The sequence below is a fragment of the Ruegeria sp. YTSA108 genome (genome assembly GCF_059610185.1).
Genome location: NZ_JBXWND010000006.1, coordinates 163,374 through 179,311, shown reverse-complemented (window position 1 = coordinate 179,311; position 15,938 = coordinate 163,374). Strand labels below are relative to the sequence as shown.

Genomic DNA, 15,938 nt, shown 5'->3' with positions numbered 1-15,938 from the left:
TCCCTTGGATCAAGGCCAAATAGACCGGTTTGAATGAGTGTGTTCTCAGGCGGCAATCTTGGGGCTGAGGTCGGATGCACGTTCGACCGGCAGGGCAGAAATTGGCCTTGTTACCCCACGCAACTGGAAGGGGCGCAGATCGTTCTGCCAACCGTCATGCCCCGCTGCCTTCAGCAGATCGCCCGAAACCAAAAGCTCGACACCCAACCCCTTGGTCTCGGCCTCCAATCGGCTGGCGACATTCACGGCGTCGCCGATAATCGTGCGGCTTGCAGTGCCCACGGCGCCGATTTCGCCCAGAACCAGATCGCCCAGATGTAACCCCATTCCAATGCGGATAAGCGGGCTGCCCTCGGTTTCGAGTTGCTCGTTGAACCGTTGCAATGCGCGGCTGACATTGGCTGCAGCTTTCATCCCGGCCCGTGCTGAACTTGCAGCATCGGTGGTTTCAAACACTGCCAGCAGCCCGTCACCCATATACTTGTCGACCACACCCCCATCCGAGGTGATGGCTGGTACGATGGCGTCAAAGAACCGGTTGAGCAGGAAAACGATGTCATAGGGCAACTGCCCGGTGGTCAGTGCCGTGAACCCACGCATGTCCAGAAACAGCACCGCCAGTTTACGTTCCTGCCCCTGACTGGCATGGGCGCGATTGCGACCGCTACCGGGATTGTACATCCGAAAGGCCGTGATTGGCTCGGTCGGGCGGATCTGACAGGCCAGGCGTGCGCCTTCGGGTGCTTTTACGGCAGCCAAGCTGCGGGCCTCGATCTCACTGGGGACGGGGAGCTGATCTGCACCATTCTCGACAATAACGCGACAGGTGGTGCAGCGCCCCTTGCCACCACATAGCGCAGTGTGGGGAATGCCGTTGGCCTGAGAAATCTCAAGCAGAGTCATGCCTTTTTCGGCCACAATTTCGGGGCCTTCCACATATTTGATGCGCACCGAATGCCGGCGTCGCAAAATTTTGCGCACCAGAAACACAAGCAATGTAGCGCCAACCGCCAGCCCGAATGCAAGCAGCGTATCTTGCCTCACACCCATCAGAGCCTGAAATGCCTCGGGCGATGGCCAGTTGTAATGTTCTATATACTGATCGCGCAGAAACGGGTCGGCGAAATCAGCCCAGATGCGTCGGCCCTCTGTCAAAAGACCTGCCAGAGCGAAAGACGGAATGAACACGGCGAGCCCGATCAAATAAGGTAGCGTCCTTTGCCACCAGGATGTCAGGCGCAGCCACATGTGAAGACCGATGCAACTGTGGACCCAAACCACCAGCAAAAGTAGGCTTTGTGTCCAGATTGCATAGCTGGGCCACATTAGCGCGATGATATAACCCATCTCATCATTAACCCCGAAAACTGAATGTGCGTATCGGGTGTGAACAAGGTGCGAGATCAGTTGCAGTGGAATCACAAATCCAAGCACCACCTGTAGCCCCAGACTGAAAGGCATTCGCATGGTTCTGCGCTGAGCTAACGAATACAGCGCCAGCCCAAAATGCACGAGCAAGGCCAGATATAGAATCGCGCTGCCGATGTTATTGCGCGTAATGACATGGCGGCCTTTCTGCATTCCGTGGAGATAATCAGTATGAAACAGTCCCAGACCGATATTGATGAAGTGAAAGAAGGCAAAGATGAACAGGATCAGGCCGCTCATGATCCTCAGCCGGGTAGCCCACCCGCCTTGCCATAGTACGCTTTTCACTCGGTTCACCTGTGTTCGTTTTGCTCGCATCTCAGAGTCTGTAACGGCGCAGAGCGGGGGTCAAGCGAAGCCTCTATGCCCCGGCAACCAGGGATGCGGATCCCCATCCAGGCACACTACCTCTGGCGAGGTGCTAAACAAAACCGCATGACTGAGTTCTGGCCGGGATCGCGAGCTGTATAGCAAGCCGTCGGCGCCTTTGGCGCGGGCGTCATCCGAAAATAGCCAGGTGGGTGAGGCGCCTTCTTTTTCGTGGGTATCCTGCCACACGACCGAGGCTTCGCTGCGCCCCCGCAGATCTACCAGCCGAGCGCCGGTGATCCGGCATTTTTGAAGAATGCGTGGTGGATCGGATGGGCAGACATAGCGTTTGATGGCTACTTCGGCACCCTCAGCGCTCAGCGAAGAATAAAGCGCGAATTGGCCCGTATAATGAAAACGCCCCTCTGGCGCCCGTGCTGGGGCCAAAGGGGCGTCTATCTGTGAGAGGAACAGAATTCTCCAGATCGGGCCGGAGAATTCGATCACCTGATTAATCCTGCTCGGCCAGGAACCGTTCAGCATCCAGCGCGGCCATACAGCCCATCCCGGCGCTGGTAACGGCTTGACGGTAGATGTGATCTGTCAGGTCTCCGGCAGCAAAGACACCTGGAATGGAGGTTTCTGTGGAGCCCGGTTTGGTGATCACATAGCCGCCCATATGGGTTTCCAGCGAGTCCTTGACCAGCTCATTCGCGGGTGCGTGGCCGATGGCGATGAAAACACCTTTACAGGGGATTTCGCGAATCTCACCGGTTTTCACATTCTTGACGCGCACGCCTTCGACACCCAAAGGCGCATCGGTTCCGATGACCTCGTCCAGTTCGTGGAACCACAGGGGCTCGATCTTGTCGTTCTTCATCAGCCGATCCTGCAGGATCTTTTCGGCGCGCAATTCATCGCGGCGATGGATCAGGGTGACCTTGCTGGCAAAGTTGGTCAGAAACAGCGCCTCTTCCACGGCGGTATTGCCGCCGCCGATTACAACGATCTCCTGCCCGCGATAGAAGAACCCGTCGCATGTGGCGCAGGCGGAAACGCCAAAGCCTTTGAACTTCTCTTCCGAGGGCAATCCCAGCCATTTCGCCCGCGCGCCAGTGGCCAGAATGACCGCATCGGCAGTGTAGATGGTGCCGCTGTCGCCCTTGGCGGTGAACGGGCGTTTCGAGACATCCAGATCGCTGATGATGTCGCCGATGATTTCGCACCCCATCGCGGCGGCGTGCTCCTGCATCTTGATCATCAGATCAGGACCCTGAACCTCGGTAAAGCCGGGATAGTTCTCGACCTCGGTGGTGGTCGTCAGCTGCCCGCCCGGTTCGATGCCCTGAACCAGTATCGGTTCCAGCATCGCACGGCTGGCATATACGCCCGCAGTATAACCGGCAGGTCCTGATCCGATTATCAGAACCCTGGTGTGTTTTGTTTCGGCCATGATACCCCCGACTCGATCTGCCTGATACGGGCCTGCGGCCCCTTGGCGAATGGATATAGCGACCCCCTTGAGGCGCTTAAAGCCCCTTCGTGCCGTATCGGAGAATCCGTTTCACAACTCGCGCTAGAAAAATACCTGGAAAACCAAAGAATATTGCGCAAACGCGAAACATTATTGCGCATCCCTTGGGTGCTGATATAACAACCGAAAATTCAGGAGCTTTTTATGGTCGCGACACGGCTGGACGAGATTGACCGCAAGATTCTGGCAGAATTGCAGGCAGACGGTCGCATGACCAATGTAGAGCTCGCGAAACGTGTGGGAATTTCCGCGCCTCCGTGCCTGCGGCGCGTGCGCACATTGGAAGACTCGGGCCTTATCCGCGGATACCATGCGGAAGTGAATGCGCGTGAGTTGGGTTTTGAGGTTCAGGTCTTTGCAAGCGTCGGATTGGAAAGCCAAGCCGAAGCCGAACTCAGCGCATTCGAGGAACGCTGCCGCGAGTGGCCACTTGTCCGTGAATGTCACATGCTGAACGGCGAAGTGGATTTTATTCTGAAATGCGTCGCTCCTGATCTCAGCAGCTTTCAGCAGTTTTTAACAGGCGAGTTGCTGACCACGCCAAACGTGGCCAGCGTTAAAACCTCACTTGTGATACGCGGCGCTAAGGACGAGCCCGGTGTACCGTTTGACGTCCTGGAAGAACGAATGAACCGGACGGCGTAAAGCGCATCCTTTTGTGACGGCTGGTGCACGGCGGCAAAATCGCCGTGACAACCAGAAACAACACCCAACTAATTAAAATCTGCATAAAGCCCCCACTTTGCAGTACTGGTTAAAACTCAGGCAGTGATTGCGTCCACCTCTCCATCTCCGGCACGCGGTAACTGCAGCGGGCCAAAGTCATTCAGCGATTCTACATGCTCGAACAAGTTCAAATAGATTGAGCGAAGCGAATGGCTGATCATCCGAACCGCATTTACGCCTGGATGATATGATTCAAACTGTAATCCGTCTACCTTGATAACCGAATGGCGTTTCAGACAGATGTGAAACAATTCGATTGGGGTAGGCGGTAGCATCTCGATGACGCCCATCCCGTCTTGAAACTCGTGTGCGGGCGTCAAAACAGGAGATCCGCCATACAAGTGCCGCAGATGTGCTGGGGTGCCTAACAGACGCGCAGCCGGACCGACAGTCACGCCTGACATCGGTTTTTGCATTCCGAAGGTATCCGCCATGATGCGTGTCAGCGGGCGCGTGCGACCACGCGAGTCTTCGCGCCCGGGGATCAAAGTAACCGAGCCCTTCCAGACCACGGTTTCCGAAGTTCCATTCTGGGTCAAAACCGTATCGCCAGGTAAAAGATCTTCGATCGCTATCGGCCCGTTTTCGGTTTCGACAAGCGAACCCCGCGTAAAGGCACAAAACGCATCCTCGAACATGGGCAGCGCTGGCGCGATGTGGCGGGTTTGGGATACCTCGCCATTGCTCAACAATGAACTGACCTCATAGCGCCGCAGCTGCGCTTTTTGTTTTGTTGTATTTCTTGGAATCTCGCGCAGCATTGTCGACGTATCGACGGCGTTTCTGGCGGCGCGGGCCAAAGAATGTGGAATAGTCATACTAATTCCGTCCCCTCAAACATCCGCTCAGGAAGGCTGAACCCCCGTACAGGCCCGCCTGATCGGTTTTCTTTGTCTTGAATGCTATGGCGACTTCGAGACGTCGGCTGTAACGGCCGCGCGGTGCGATGGAATTTCGCAAACTCTTGGTCAACACATTGACCCCCCAGACAAACTCACAACTCGCAGACGAAAATTGTCTACGCACACAAACTCCTAAACACATTCACAGAAAGCGTCTGTGAAGCGCCACACACCGGATCGGAGCACCCCCGCTGTGTGTCTTGACCCTCAAAGCCGGCAGAATGGCTTTGGTAGGCCTGTCTAATCAGCGTCGCGAAGCCAAACGGCGCGCCACACTGGCAGAACGGCTGGAAACCCGCTTCCACGGCATCTCCAGTTTTTGCTCTCTGGACGCTTTCAGAACAGCGCTGAGAAAGCGGGATCTTTGTTTCATCCTGTTGTCCTACTCGTTCAAGGCTTAGTGCCTAACGACCCAATCTGAGCCTAACGTGTCGCCATATTGAGGCGGCCATAAGGCTGACGCGGGTTGAATCTGGGACAAAAGAAAGTTGGTTGTTTCCTTTTCTTAATCTAGCCGCGCTCACATTCGGAAATATGCAGATAACCATCTGAGAGAGGGCAATAAAACCTAATTTTGGCGACTCATATAGACACAACAAATGTGGCGAAAAAGCGGCGATTTCGCCACAATCAGGACGCGCGTCACAGTTTGATTGCGGAAATCAGGCGGCCGTAGTCGGCTTCTTTTGCATGAACCGATCGGCGGTACGAATAGAATCTGTTCGGGTCCGAATAGGTGCAATGACGAATCCACTCTGCATGCCCGACACCAGCCTGACGTAACCGGTGCAGCCCATAGGACGGGAGGTCAAATTGCATCCGATCACCCGTTCCATTTGCGAAGAATCGCAGGTTTTCTGATGATTCAGTGGCAAATTCTTCTAGGAACTCGGGTCCGACCTCATACGCAGTTTGAGAGATTGTGGGCCCTATGACAGCCACTGTATTCTCGCGCCGTGCTCCTAGCGCCTCCATGGAGTCCAACGTGGCCTCAAGCACACCGTCTAGCGCGCCGCGCCAACCCGCATGTGCAGCTCCTATCACTTTTGCGTGGGTGTCGGCAAAAAGAACAGGTTGGCAATCCGCCGTGAGGATGGTCAGCGCCAGCCCGGGATAGGCCGTAACCAACGCGTCTGCTTTAGGCTTTTCCCCGTCGATTGGACCATCAACAGTTATGACCGTCGGTGAATGCACCTGATGCACCCCGATAAGGGATCCGGGATCGACCTCCATCGCATCCGCTACGCGGTTACGGTTTATCGCGACAGCCTCGGTCTGGTCAGATGATCCATGACCGCAGTTGAGCCCTGCAAATATCCCGGATGAGGCCCCGCCTCGGCGGCAGAAAAAACCATGGCGTACGGATGACAAGAGATCCGAAGTCAGAATTTCCAGCGTCATGATTCCAGTCCCGGTGGTAATGCGGCATAAGATGGGTACAGGCCCAGTACTTTGAACAGGTTTCCCATTTCCTCTGGGTGCGTCAACCGGCGATGTGCGGCTACTAACGCCTCAAGCTTGGACCCGCTGAGTGGTTTCGCCAATGCTTGCGCCCGCGCAGTGATGCCCAGCCGTTCCAGAAAAACGCCTTGGGGTGTCAGGCGCGAATGGGCGCAGCCTGCCGCTCGCGCTGCGCTCGCTAGAGGTTCGAAGTCCACATGGGCGGTCAGATCAGCTTGTCCGGGGCTGGAAAGCGGGTCTATCGGCTTGTGGGCATGTAGCGCCTGAAAAGTATCCCCAAGCGAATGCCAGTCGCCATAATCCAGGATCAGTCCGGCCCCGCCATGTGTCGCGATCCGTCCGGCGATCACAGTGATGATCGGTATGGCCGAAGGGCAAAGCTCGACCAGATCCCCATCCTGCGTGTCCTCAAGCCGGTTCTTCAAAGCGATCTGTGGCGACCGCGGCCCCAGGCCAAAAGCCAGTGATTCGTCCTTCATCCCGATCAAACGTTCCCGCCAATCGCTGTCATCGCGGATGAATTGGCGAATGGGCAGGGCGTCAAAGAACTCGTTTGCCACCAGAAAAAGCGGGGAATCGGGTAGATCGGTGACCGATGTAATCCAGCGTGGAGCATAGGCATCCAGCGTCTTTGCCTGAATGGCGCGCAGGGTTGGTGAGGCCTCAAGCAGTACAATATCTGCCGCCGGGTGAAAGCCATCCACGCCCTGTGTTGCACGCAGCATGTCAGCCATCAGCGTTCCGCGCCCGGGACCCAGCTCCGCTAGCGTGAAACGGCCCGGACGCCCCTGGTCAATCCAGCATTGCGCAAGGCTGAGCCCGATTAGTTCGCCAAACATCTGGCTGATTTCCGGGGCGGTGATGAAATCGCCCTGCGGGCCAAGGGGGTCGCGGGTGGAGTAATATCCCAGTGTCGGGTGCAGCAGGCATTCGGTCATATAGTCGGCTACACTCATCGGGCCGTCTTGTGCGATACGTGCCTGTAAGAGGTTGGCGAGGGTCATCACTTGGCCTTAGCGCGTGATGCCAGCCAAAGGCCAAAGGCAATCATTGGCAAAGACAGTAACTGGCCCATGGTCAGGCCGTAGCCGCCCATTTGCCAGGCAAGTCCAAGCGGATTTCCGGCCGAAACAAACTGTGCATCGGGTTGCCGGAAAAACTCGACAATGAAACGCGATGCGCCATAGCCCGCCATAAACACGCCTGTGACCAGACCGGGCCGTAGGAAAGCGTGGCGCCGATAGGCCAACCACAAGAGCAAGGCACCCAGCAGCAACCCCTCAAGCGCGGCTTCGTAAAGCTGAGAGGGGTGGCGGGCGCAAAGACCAATAACCGTCGGGCAGTTTTGGGCGGCAGGACCAGGGAATACAAAGGCCCAGGGCAGGTCGCTGGGCCTTCCCCACAGTTCGGCGTTGATGAAATTCGCGACACGACCCAATAACAGCCCAGGCGGCACGGTATGCGCGATCAGATCAGCAAGCGGCAAAATCGAAATTTGGTGACGTCTTGCATAGATATATGAGGCCACGACGACGCCTAGCAATCCACCGTGGAAGGCCATGCCGCCCTGCCAGACCATCAGAATTTCGATCGGGTTCGAAAGGTAATAGGCTGGTTGATAAAACAGCACGAACCCAAGTCGCCCGCCCAGAATCACGCCCAGAATGATCCAGGTGATCAGATCCTCAAGCTGGGCGGGTTGCATAGGTGGCGCCTTGTCGGGCCACAGGGCGGGGCGCTTTAGGGCGATCACCCCCAGGCGCCATGCAATCACAATCCCAGCGATATAGGCGAGGGCGTACCATCTAAGTGCGAACTCCATCCCGAACAGCGAGATCGAGAAAAGTTCGGGCGACAGATCGGGGAAATTCAGAACAGCCTGCATGTGCGTCTCATTGCCCGGGCTTTGAGGGTTAAGTCAACCTTGAGCCTGCGCCAATCATTCCCCATATAGAGACCAACCGCCAAATCGGAGGATAACCATGCAAACCCGCAACAAGATTCTGGATGATGTTTCCCAACTCATGACCAACGCCATGGGTGTTGCCCAAGGCGCAAAGGACGAGGCGGAGAACGCCATGAAGTCGATGATCGACCGTTGGCTGGCTGATCGCGATTTCGTCACACGCGAAGAATTCGACGCTGTCCGTGCCATGGCTCAGAAAGCGCGCGAGGAAAACACAGCGCTCGAGGCGCGCATTGCAGCGTTGGAAGCCAAGCTGGGCGAATAATCCCCCGCGAAATTTTCGAAAAAAGACAAACGCCGCGCAATCCGGTTCTGGGTTGTGCGGTGTTGTGCATCATGCCGTCTTGCGGGAATTAATCAAGACAAAGCTGCATCTGATGCCAATATTTTGATCCCCGTTGCCAGCTATCCACAACTTATTGCTGTTATCCCCAAAAATGGGGGTTGTCAGGCCACCACCCACAGCGCACCATATTTAGTACAGGCCTATGGGGGAAGCCCGGCTTGTAGAGCAGGCAACTAGCGCTGGGGCGCTGCCAGCCCCGAAGTGCTAGAAATTAGTGAGGTGGCATTATGGCCCTTTCCGAGCAGTTTCTTGAAGAAGACCTTCATCCAATCGACATTGTTGAACATCTTGCCGAACATCACGATTGGGACTTTGATCGGATCGGGGATGATCAGATCGCAATGGCTGTCGAAGGACAGTGGCGCACCTACTCGATTACGCTAGCCTGGTCGAATTATGACGAAACGCTGCGTATGGTATGCTCGTTCGAGATGGAGCCACCTGAGGCGCGCGAGACCGAGCTTTATGAACTGCTGAACAAGATGAACGATCAGTGCTGGGCCGGGGCCTTCACATACTGGGCCAATCAGAAGCTGATGGTTTACCGGTACGGTCTGGTTCTTGCGGGTGGTCAGATGGCCAGCCCGGAACAGATTGATACGATGATCACTGCAGCGGTCCTGAGCGCCGAGCGTTATTATCCCGCGATCCAACTGGTCACATGGGGCAACCGTACCCCGGAAGACGCGATGCAAGTCGCCATTGCAGAGGCCTACGGCCGCGCGTAAAGCTTTGCCCCGAGCCAAATAAGCGGAGGGGCAATCATGGACATGTCACGCGTCGCCGAACAGGGGCTGGTGCTTTTGGGATGCGGAAAGATGGGATCGGCCATGCTTGCCGGGTGGTTAGAGCATGGCCTTCCTGCCTCGTCAGTCTGGGTGATTGATCCTTTCCCGTCGGATTGGCTGAAATCGTCGGACGTCAACATCAATACCCCGCTACCCGAAGCGCCTGCGGTAGTGCTGGTCGCGGTAAAGCCACAGATGATGGGCGATGCACTGCCCGCAATTACAGCCCTGGGCGGTGGGCGCAGCCTGTTCGTGTCGGTGGCGGCGGGCACCTCGATCTCAACATTCGAAGAGGTGTTGGGCCAGAAAACACCAATCGTGCGTGCCATGCCGAACACCCCGGCGGCGATCCGACAGGGAATCACGGCGTTGATTGGAAATTCTGCTGTTTCGGATGCGGATCTGGCCCTAGCCGAAAACCTGCTATCTGCGGTCGGTGAGACGGTCAGATTGCAGGATGAGGCGCAGATTGATGCCGTTACCGGGCTGAGCGGGTCCGGCCCTGCCTATGTATTCCACCTTATAGAAACGCTCGCTGCTGCGGGTCAGGCTCAGGGCCTGCCACATGATTTGGCGATGAGGCTGGCCAAGTCCACGGTCGCCGGGGCAGGGGCCTTGGCCATGGCGTCTGACGAGGACCCTTCGCAACTGCGCGTCAATGTCACTTCGCCTAATGGAACCACGCAGGCCGCGCTTGAGGTCCTGATGCACGACGAATTCGGTTTTCCCGACCTGCTGCACCGCGCTGTTAAAGCCGCAACTGATCGGTCCAAGGAGCTGTCTCGTGAGTGAAATTACATTCGACGATTTTCTCAAGGTCGACATTCGCGTCGGCGAGGTTATCCGCGCCGAGCCCTTCCCCGAAGCGCGCAAGCCAGCGATCAAGATGTGGATCGATTTTGGACGAGATATCGGCGAGCGGAAAACCTCGGCCCAGATCACTGCGCATTATGATCCCGCCTCATTGGTGGGCAAGCAGGTGATGGCGGTGGTAAATTTCCCTCCACGCCAGATCGGCAAGTTCCTGTCCGAAGTGCTTGTTTTAGGATTGCCCGATGAGACTGGTGAGATCGTCCTGATCGGGCCGGATGGCAAGGTTCCAACCGGTGGGCGGATGCACTGATGCGTGTGTTCATTGCCCGACCGATGACCGCCTCTGTCGCAGCACGTGCACGCGCAGAGTTTGACGCAGAGATGCGCAGTGAAACCTTGCCGATGTCACTCAAGGAAATGGGGCATGCGCTGTCCGAATTCGATGTGGTGGTGCCGACCTTGGGCGACCTGTTTTCTGCCCAGATCTTTGCTGAGGTGCCGGAACCGCGGTGCAAACTGCTGGCAAACTTTGGGGTTGGGTATAATCACATAGATGTGGAGGCGGCCCGTCAGGCCGGAATCGCGGTGACCAATACGCCGGGTGCTGTCACAGATGCGACTGCCGATATTGCCATGACATTGCTGCTGTCCACGGCCCGCCGCGCCGGAGAAGGCGAACGGCTGGTACGTTCAAACCTTTGGCAGGGCTGGCACCCGACACAGATGTTGGGCCATCACGTGACCGGCAAACGGGTCGGCATTGTGGGCATGGGGCGCATTGGGCAAGCCATCGCGCGACGTTGCCACTATGGGTTTGGTATGCACGTCGCCTATCAATCGCGCAGTCCAAAGGAGTTAGAGTTTCCGGCGGATTATGTCTCAGACCTCAAAGCTTTGGCTGCCGGTGTCGATTTCCTGATCCTGGCTGTGCCGGGCGGTGCCGAAACCCGGCATCTGATCAATGCGCAGGTGCTGCAGGCGATGAACGCTGCTGCCATCCTGATCAATATTTCTCGGGGAGAGGTATTGGATGAATCGGCCCTGATTTCGGCGTTGCAAGAAAAGCAAATCGCGGGTGCGGGTCTGGATGTCTACGAATTCGAACCCGCAGTGCCGCAAGCTCTGATAGATTTGCAGAACGTGACCCTGTTGCCCCACCTGGGTACCGCGACTGAGGAGGTCCGCAGCGCTATGGGGCACATGGCGCTAGATAATGTTGCGGCCTTTGTTCAGGGGCGCCCGCTGCCAAATCCGGTTTAGGTGCCCACGGCCTCGCGCCAATGCCTGCGGCACAGCGAGACATAGGTTTCGTTGCCACCAATTTGGACCTGAGCACCTTGGGTGATGGGATTTCCATTCTCGTCCTGACGAATCACCATTGTTGCCTTGCGGCCGCATTCGCAGATCGTGCGAACCTCACGCATCTCATCCGCCAGCGCCAGCAAGGCGGCCGATCCGGGAAACAGCCGGCCCTGAAAATCGACCCGCAACCCATAAGCCAGCACCGGCACGTTCAGGTCATCTACGGCGCGGGCCAGTTGCCAGACCTGATCTTCGGTCAGGAACTGGGCTTCGTCGATAAAGACACATGCAATTTTGCCTTGCGCCAGACGGGCTTCGATCATGGCGAAAACATCATCATCGGTGTCAAAAGTATCAGCCTCGGATGATATCCCAATCCGCGAGGCAATTTTCCCAGCACCGGCGCGCCCATCCAATGCAGCCGTCATCAGGTAAGTATCCATGCCGCGCTCGCGATAATTATGCGAGGCCTGCAGCAACACGGTCGATTTGCCCGCGTTCATAGTCGAGTAGTTGAAGTAAAGTTTTGCCATGGCTCGGGTCTAATTCGCCAGCCCCGCCTGGGCAAGCCATCTCATGTGGCGAAATGAGCGACGCCGCCGTTGTCCAGTTAGGGGATGAGCTCACGCTCTTTGGGGATGGAGCCCCTGCACTCACAACAGCGACGCCTTCGGCCTATAAGCGGCCTAAACGAAGCGGGGCTAATATGTGCCCCGCTATCACTCGCTACCGGCATTATTGCCGCCACTCACTCACAAAACCCTCGCATATCTGAGGGATAGCCAACATATCGCATTTCAATTATGAATCAGGTATGGGAAATTTCATTTCCCTTTCCCCCGCAATGGCAGATGTAGTGGGGAAGGCAGGTAGCAAAGGTAAAAACATGGCAGATATCGGGGCCTATCTCAAAAAGCACACCGAAGCGTTGGTCAAGGACGTTGGAATTGAGTCCGCGTGCGAGATCACGGGTAAATCCAAAGCCACGCTTGGCCGATATTATTCAGATAATGCAGAGCATGCTGATCGGTTCATGCCGGTTGATGCGGTTGCACGCCTTGAAGCGGTGGCCAACTTTCCGCATGTGACGTCGGCGTTGGCCGACCTCAAGAACATTACGCTGTCATATGATGGCCGCAACACGGACGCTCCTCGCACCGGAGGTGTGAATTCGGATGTCATCGCGTTGAGCCAACGCTTTGCCATGCTTATGACCGAATATCAGTCAGCTATCGAAGACGGTATCATCACGGTGAACGAGGCCAAACGCCTGTTGAAGGAAACCAGCCTGCTGCAGCATGTTCTGATCGAGATGAAGCTGCACCTGGAAGAAGAAAGCGTGAGCTGAGGCAAGGGAAGTTGCGTGTCTTGATCCAGTTTGGTGTGCGTACCGATACTCATGACATGCTAGGTCAAACTTGACCCGATCTGAACGCTCGCATGCTGGGGCTTTTGCCGCTTGCCGCCGGACGGGGTGATGCCAGTGCTGAAACAAGGATCAAACAACCAAGCAGGGTAGAATAAGCCCGGCTTTCTTGTACGAATTTGTGGTTGCGCGGAGTGTTGTCTTAACCGTGCCGTTTCACGATTACCGAACCCACGGAATACCCTGCTCCGAAGGAACAGATAAGGCCGATCTCGCCATCGGTGAAATCGTCAGAGTATTTCGAAAATGCGATGATCGACCCAGCCGAGGACGTGTTCGCATAGTCTTGCAGGATGTTTGGCTGTTCTCCGGGGGCGGGTTCGCGGCCCATGACTTTTTTACCGATGAAATCATTCATCGTTTTGTTCGCCTGATGCAGCCAAAGACGTTTGAGATCGGCGTTGCTGATCCCTTCGGCGTCCATGTGATCGGCAATGTGCTTGCTGACCATTGGAAGAACCTCTTTGAACACTTTACGGCCGTTTTGCATGAACTGCATATCGCGGCGGTCGGTCAATCCCTCTGGCCGAGTGCGACGCAGGAAGCCATTATTGTTTCGGATGTTGTTGGAAAAATCCGTGGCGCAGCTGGTCGACAAAATCTCGAAATGCGGTCCGGTCGCATCCTCGATCCGTTCGATCACGGTGGCCGTTGCCACGTCACCAAAAATAAAGTGGCAATCTCGGTCACGCCATTCCAGGTGGCCCGTGCAAATCTCGGGGTTTACCACAAGCGCACATTTTACCGAACCGGACCTGACCATATCCGCCGCCGCCTGAATGCCGAACGTGGCCGAAGAACAGGCAACGTTCATGTCGAATCCGAACCCTTTGCATCCCAGCGCCTGCTGGATCTCGATCGCGATTGCAGGATAAGCCCGTTCATGGTTCGAAGCCGCGCAGATTACCAGATCAACATCGTCCCCGTTGCGCCCAGCCTGTGCCAGCGCTTTCTTGCAGGCGTCAACGGCCATTTCGGTCATGATGCCAGGTTCATCGTCAGAGCGCTGACGAAACAGCGGGTGCATCACGTCGGGATCCAGAACGCCCGCTTTGTCCATCACATAGCGGTTCTCGATTCCGGAGGCCTTCAGAATGAACTCTTCAGACGAATGCTGCATCGGTTCAACGTCACCAGCGGCAATCGCATCTGCGTTCTGGGTGTTCATCTTGTCGGCATATGCATTGAAGGCCGAAACGAGCTCGGCATTCGTAATGACATTATCTGGCGTGAAAACACCCGAGCCGGTGATTGCTGGCGTATACATGTTGGGTCCTGGATTTCTGGATTCACCCAAAATGCCGTTATGATTGGTATTGTTCAAGAGAGATTGACCCGAGGGAATGTTAAGCTTGGTTGGAAATTGAGCTTCAGTTCTTGAATAGTTCGTTTTTCGAAGTATATACGCGTCAAATTCTGCAAGGAATCATCCCATGGCCCATGATCATAACACTCTGTTGCATCGCTTAAGCCCCGAGATGCAGGCGATGATGGGTGTGTATGCGCTCTATTGGAAGCTCGAGGAGAGCTTCGATGCCATCGAAATAGAGCTGAGCCATCAGGAATGCCATATGGTGATCAAATTGGATCAGCCCAGGCGCATGGGCGTTTTAGCGGCTGACATGCTGTCAGTTCCTTCGACAATCACGTCGACCGCCGATGCCTTGGAAAAAGCGGGCTATCTGAGGCGCGAACGCGACCCTGAGGACCGCCGGGCATGGCTTTTGGTTTTGACCGAAAAAGGCACAGAAACACGCCAGATGCTTGTGGCCCAAGCGGGCGCCCTGTTTCAGCGCGCGTCCGGACTGACCAAAGATGAAACGGCAGAATTCGCAAGACTGGCCCGGAAGATCCGGGAAAACATACTGAAAACTGGAATTCCCGAGGGACTGAAGAAATGAAACTGATCTCTGCTTTGGGCGTGGCCCTGACCATTCTCTCCAGCTCAATCATGGCTGAAGAAGCTGCCAAGCCGGTAAAGCTGATGGTGGTAAAGGAAACCACACCTGGGTTCACACGTCAGTTCTTTGGTCGCGTCGCTGCGCGGCAAACGGTTGATCTGGCCTTTCAGGTGGCTGGACAGATCATTGAAATGCCAGTGGCTGAAGGATTTGTCATCCCCAAGGGTGAGCTGATCGCCGAGCTGGATCGCGAGCCGTTCCAGCGCCGCTATGATCGTGCCGTTCTGCAGAAAGATCAGGCGGATCGGACCCTGGCCCGCCTGTCTCGGCTGCGGGGAACTGCGGCCAGCCAAGTGGCTGTGGACGACTCTGAGACTGCGGCGCAACTGGCTGATATCGCTGTGCGTGACGCGCTATACGACCTGGAACAGGCGACATTGACGGCACCGTTTAACGCGCTGGTGTCCAGCCGGGCGGTCGAGGCCTTTACCACTGTTTCCGCAGGTACTCCGATCGTGCGCATCCATGATATGTCCGAACTTCGGATTGAGGTCGACGTACCCGAAATTTTGTTTCAACGGTCAGGCCAGCAGGATGACATCACCATCACCGCGAAATTTCCGGTGAGCGACGAAGTCTTCCCGCTTCAGATCCGCGAATTCGATGCTGAATCTTCAAGTGTCGGTCAAACCTTCCGCATCCAATTTGGCCTGACACCGCCTGAAGGGCTGCAAATTCTGCCTGGTTCGTCGGCTACTGTGACCGTTCGGGTCAAGGACCAGAAACGGGGGATCTTTGTTCCGCCTACAGCCATTGTGGCCGATGTCGAAGGGGCGCTGGGCGTAATGGTGTTTTCTCCGACTGGGGCTGACCAAGGGACACTGCGCCGCGTCCCCGTTACCATCGAGCCCACGGAAACCGGTGATGTCAACGTACTGGACGGCCTAAGTGACGGGGAAGAAATCGTTGTCGCCGGCGGCGACGTTTTGATTGACGGTCAGGTGGTGCGCCGCTTTACCGGCCTTGCCAACTAAGG

General features: G+C 56.2%; 18 protein-coding genes. 9 read left to right on the top strand and 9 right to left on the bottom strand.

Annotated elements, in window-relative coordinates:
* Positions 1-45: 45 nt before the first annotated feature.
* The 3 genes from AC2FHW_RS11040 to trxB are packed head-to-tail and all read right to left on the bottom strand — an operon-like array spanning position 46 to position 3,190.
* A complete protein-coding gene (locus AC2FHW_RS11040; RefSeq protein ID WP_271949208.1) occupies positions 46-1,716 on the bottom strand; it encodes an adenylate/guanylate cyclase domain-containing protein in 1,671 nt (556 codons plus the stop codon).
* A 60-nt stretch (positions 1,717-1,776) separates the two neighbouring features.
* The gene (locus AC2FHW_RS11035) at positions 1,777-2,244 is read right to left on the bottom strand and encodes an RES family NAD+ phosphorylase (RefSeq protein WP_271949211.1); all 468 of its coding nucleotides are present in this window, start codon (positions 2,242-2,244) and stop codon (positions 1,777-1,779) included.
* 4 nt (positions 2,245-2,248) lie between these two features.
* The gene (trxB, locus tag AC2FHW_RS11030; RefSeq protein WP_281972663.1) at positions 2,249-3,190 is read right to left on the bottom strand and encodes a thioredoxin-disulfide reductase; all 942 of its coding nucleotides are present in this window, start codon (positions 3,188-3,190) and stop codon (positions 2,249-2,251) included.
* A 225-nt stretch (positions 3,191-3,415) separates the two neighbouring features.
* Between trxB and AC2FHW_RS11025 the strand changes: the two genes are divergently transcribed.
* Positions 3,416-3,916 (top strand): Lrp/AsnC family transcriptional regulator, encoded by a 501-nt coding sequence (locus AC2FHW_RS11025; protein ID WP_142636556.1) that lies wholly within the window; start codon positions 3,416-3,418, stop codon positions 3,914-3,916.
* 116 nt (positions 3,917-4,032) lie between these two features.
* Here AC2FHW_RS11025 and AC2FHW_RS11020 read toward each other — a convergent pair whose 3' ends face one another.
* The 4 genes from AC2FHW_RS11020 to lgt all read right to left on the bottom strand — a co-directional run bounded on the left by AC2FHW_RS11020 (position 4,033) and on the right by lgt (position 8,245).
* Positions 4,033-4,815: a Hint domain-containing protein gene (locus tag AC2FHW_RS11020; RefSeq protein ID WP_271949219.1), complete on the bottom strand. Its 783-nt coding sequence runs from the start codon at positions 4,813-4,815 to the stop codon at positions 4,033-4,035.
* A gap of 726 nt (positions 4,816-5,541) precedes the next feature.
* On the bottom strand, positions 5,542-6,300 hold the full coding sequence (pgeF, locus tag AC2FHW_RS11015) for a peptidoglycan editing factor PgeF (protein WP_271949221.1): 759 nt from the start codon (positions 6,298-6,300) through the stop codon (positions 5,542-5,544).
* The gene (locus AC2FHW_RS11010; RefSeq protein WP_271949223.1) at positions 6,297-7,364 is read right to left on the bottom strand and encodes a class I SAM-dependent methyltransferase; all 1,068 of its coding nucleotides are present in this window, start codon (positions 7,362-7,364) and stop codon (positions 6,297-6,299) included. Before AC2FHW_RS11010 ends, pgeF begins: the two co-directional genes overlap by 4 nt.
* Positions 7,364-8,245: a prolipoprotein diacylglyceryl transferase gene (lgt, locus tag AC2FHW_RS11005; RefSeq protein ID WP_271949224.1), complete on the bottom strand. Its 882-nt coding sequence runs from the start codon at positions 8,243-8,245 to the stop codon at positions 7,364-7,366. The genes AC2FHW_RS11010 and lgt overlap by 1 nt, the downstream gene beginning before the upstream one ends.
* Positions 8,246-8,342: 97 nt before the next feature.
* Here lgt and AC2FHW_RS11000 point away from each other — a divergent pair, with 97 nt between their 5' ends.
* The 5 genes from AC2FHW_RS11000 (at position 8,343) to AC2FHW_RS10980 (ending at position 11,533) form a co-directional block, all read left to right on the top strand.
* Entirely contained in the window at positions 8,343-8,591 is a 249-nt protein-coding gene (locus tag AC2FHW_RS11000; protein ID WP_142636566.1) for an accessory factor UbiK family protein, read from the top strand.
* Positions 8,592-8,899: 308 nt separating this feature from the next.
* Entirely contained in the window at positions 8,900-9,400 is a 501-nt protein-coding gene (locus AC2FHW_RS10995) for a type III secretion system chaperone family protein (RefSeq protein ID WP_142636568.1), read from the top strand.
* A 36-nt stretch (positions 9,401-9,436) separates the two neighbouring features.
* Positions 9,437-10,252: a pyrroline-5-carboxylate reductase gene (gene proC / locus AC2FHW_RS10990; protein ID WP_271949228.1), complete on the top strand. Its 816-nt coding sequence runs from the start codon at positions 9,437-9,439 to the stop codon at positions 10,250-10,252.
* Positions 10,245-10,583, top strand: a complete 339-nt coding sequence (locus tag AC2FHW_RS10985; RefSeq protein ID WP_271949232.1) for a tRNA-binding protein — start codon at positions 10,245-10,247, stop codon at positions 10,581-10,583. The genes proC and AC2FHW_RS10985 overlap by 8 nt, the downstream gene beginning before the upstream one ends.
* The gene (locus AC2FHW_RS10980) at positions 10,583-11,533 is read left to right on the top strand and encodes a 2-hydroxyacid dehydrogenase (protein WP_271949234.1); all 951 of its coding nucleotides are present in this window, start codon (positions 10,583-10,585) and stop codon (positions 11,531-11,533) included. The genes AC2FHW_RS10985 and AC2FHW_RS10980 overlap by 1 nt, the downstream gene beginning before the upstream one ends.
* Here AC2FHW_RS10980 and AC2FHW_RS10975 read toward each other — a convergent pair.
* Complete coding sequence (locus AC2FHW_RS10975) at positions 11,530-12,108, bottom strand: thymidine kinase (protein ID WP_142636576.1); 579 nt, start codon at positions 12,106-12,108, stop codon at positions 11,530-11,532. The two genes, AC2FHW_RS10980 and AC2FHW_RS10975, sit on opposite strands and share 4 nt — an antisense overlap.
* A gap of 353 nt (positions 12,109-12,461) precedes the next feature.
* On the opposite strand from AC2FHW_RS10975, the gene AC2FHW_RS10970 reads away from it, so the two are divergent.
* Positions 12,462-12,923, top strand: a complete 462-nt coding sequence (locus tag AC2FHW_RS10970; protein ID WP_142636888.1) for a hypothetical protein — start codon at positions 12,462-12,464, stop codon at positions 12,921-12,923.
* Positions 12,924-13,143: 220 nt separating this feature from the next.
* On the opposite strand, the gene AC2FHW_RS10965 is transcribed toward AC2FHW_RS10970, so the two are convergent.
* The gene (locus AC2FHW_RS10965) at positions 13,144-14,268 is read right to left on the bottom strand and encodes a beta-ketoacyl-ACP synthase III (RefSeq protein ID WP_271949238.1); all 1,125 of its coding nucleotides are present in this window, start codon (positions 14,266-14,268) and stop codon (positions 13,144-13,146) included.
* Positions 14,269-14,434: 166 nt separating this feature from the next.
* On the opposite strand from AC2FHW_RS10965, the gene AC2FHW_RS10960 reads away from it, so the two are divergent.
* Together AC2FHW_RS10960 and AC2FHW_RS10955 are read left to right on the top strand one after the other, a co-directional pair.
* Positions 14,435-14,902: a MarR family winged helix-turn-helix transcriptional regulator gene (locus AC2FHW_RS10960; RefSeq protein ID WP_496708115.1), complete on the top strand. Its 468-nt coding sequence runs from the start codon at positions 14,435-14,437 to the stop codon at positions 14,900-14,902.
* Complete coding sequence (locus AC2FHW_RS10955; RefSeq protein WP_281972671.1) at positions 14,899-15,936, top strand: efflux RND transporter periplasmic adaptor subunit; 1,038 nt, start codon at positions 14,899-14,901, stop codon at positions 15,934-15,936. The genes AC2FHW_RS10960 and AC2FHW_RS10955 overlap by 4 nt, the downstream gene beginning before the upstream one ends.
* Positions 15,937-15,938 lie beyond the last annotated feature (2 nt).

Excerpts from the sequence above, each read along its gene's own strand:
- trxB (WP_281972663.1), bottom strand. The coding sequence starts at position 3,190 with ATGGCCGAAACAAAACACACCAGGGTTCTGATAATCGGATCAGGACCT.
- AC2FHW_RS11025 (WP_142636556.1), top strand. The coding sequence starts at position 3,416 with ATGGTCGCGACACGGCTGGACGAGATTGACCGCAAGATTCTGGCAGAA.
- AC2FHW_RS11020 (WP_271949219.1), bottom strand. The coding sequence starts at position 4,815 with ATGACTATTCCACATTCTTTGGCCCGCGCCGCCAGAAACGCCGTCGAT.
- pgeF (WP_271949221.1), bottom strand. The coding sequence starts at position 6,300 with ATGACGCTGGAAATTCTGACTTCGGATCTCTTGTCATCCGTACGCCAT.
- AC2FHW_RS11010 (WP_271949223.1), bottom strand. The coding sequence starts at position 7,364 with ATGACCCTCGCCAACCTCTTACAGGCACGTATCGCACAAGACGGCCCG.
- lgt (WP_271949224.1), bottom strand. The coding sequence starts at position 8,245 with ATGCAGGCTGTTCTGAATTTCCCCGATCTGTCGCCCGAACTTTTCTCG.
- AC2FHW_RS11000 (WP_142636566.1), top strand. The coding sequence starts at position 8,343 with ATGCAAACCCGCAACAAGATTCTGGATGATGTTTCCCAACTCATGACC.
- AC2FHW_RS10995 (WP_142636568.1), top strand. The coding sequence starts at position 8,900 with ATGGCCCTTTCCGAGCAGTTTCTTGAAGAAGACCTTCATCCAATCGAC.
- proC (WP_271949228.1), top strand. The coding sequence starts at position 9,437 with ATGGACATGTCACGCGTCGCCGAACAGGGGCTGGTGCTTTTGGGATGC.
- AC2FHW_RS10980 (WP_271949234.1), top strand. The coding sequence starts at position 10,583 with ATGCGTGTGTTCATTGCCCGACCGATGACCGCCTCTGTCGCAGCACGT.
- AC2FHW_RS10975 (WP_142636576.1), bottom strand. The coding sequence starts at position 12,108 with ATGGCAAAACTTTACTTCAACTACTCGACTATGAACGCGGGCAAATCG.
- AC2FHW_RS10970 (WP_142636888.1), top strand. The coding sequence starts at position 12,462 with ATGGCAGATATCGGGGCCTATCTCAAAAAGCACACCGAAGCGTTGGTC.
- AC2FHW_RS10965 (WP_271949238.1), bottom strand. The coding sequence starts at position 14,268 with ATGTATACGCCAGCAATCACCGGCTCGGGTGTTTTCACGCCAGATAAT.
- AC2FHW_RS10960 (WP_496708115.1), top strand. The coding sequence starts at position 14,435 with ATGGCCCATGATCATAACACTCTGTTGCATCGCTTAAGCCCCGAGATG.
- AC2FHW_RS10955 (WP_281972671.1), top strand. The coding sequence starts at position 14,899 with ATGAAACTGATCTCTGCTTTGGGCGTGGCCCTGACCATTCTCTCCAGC.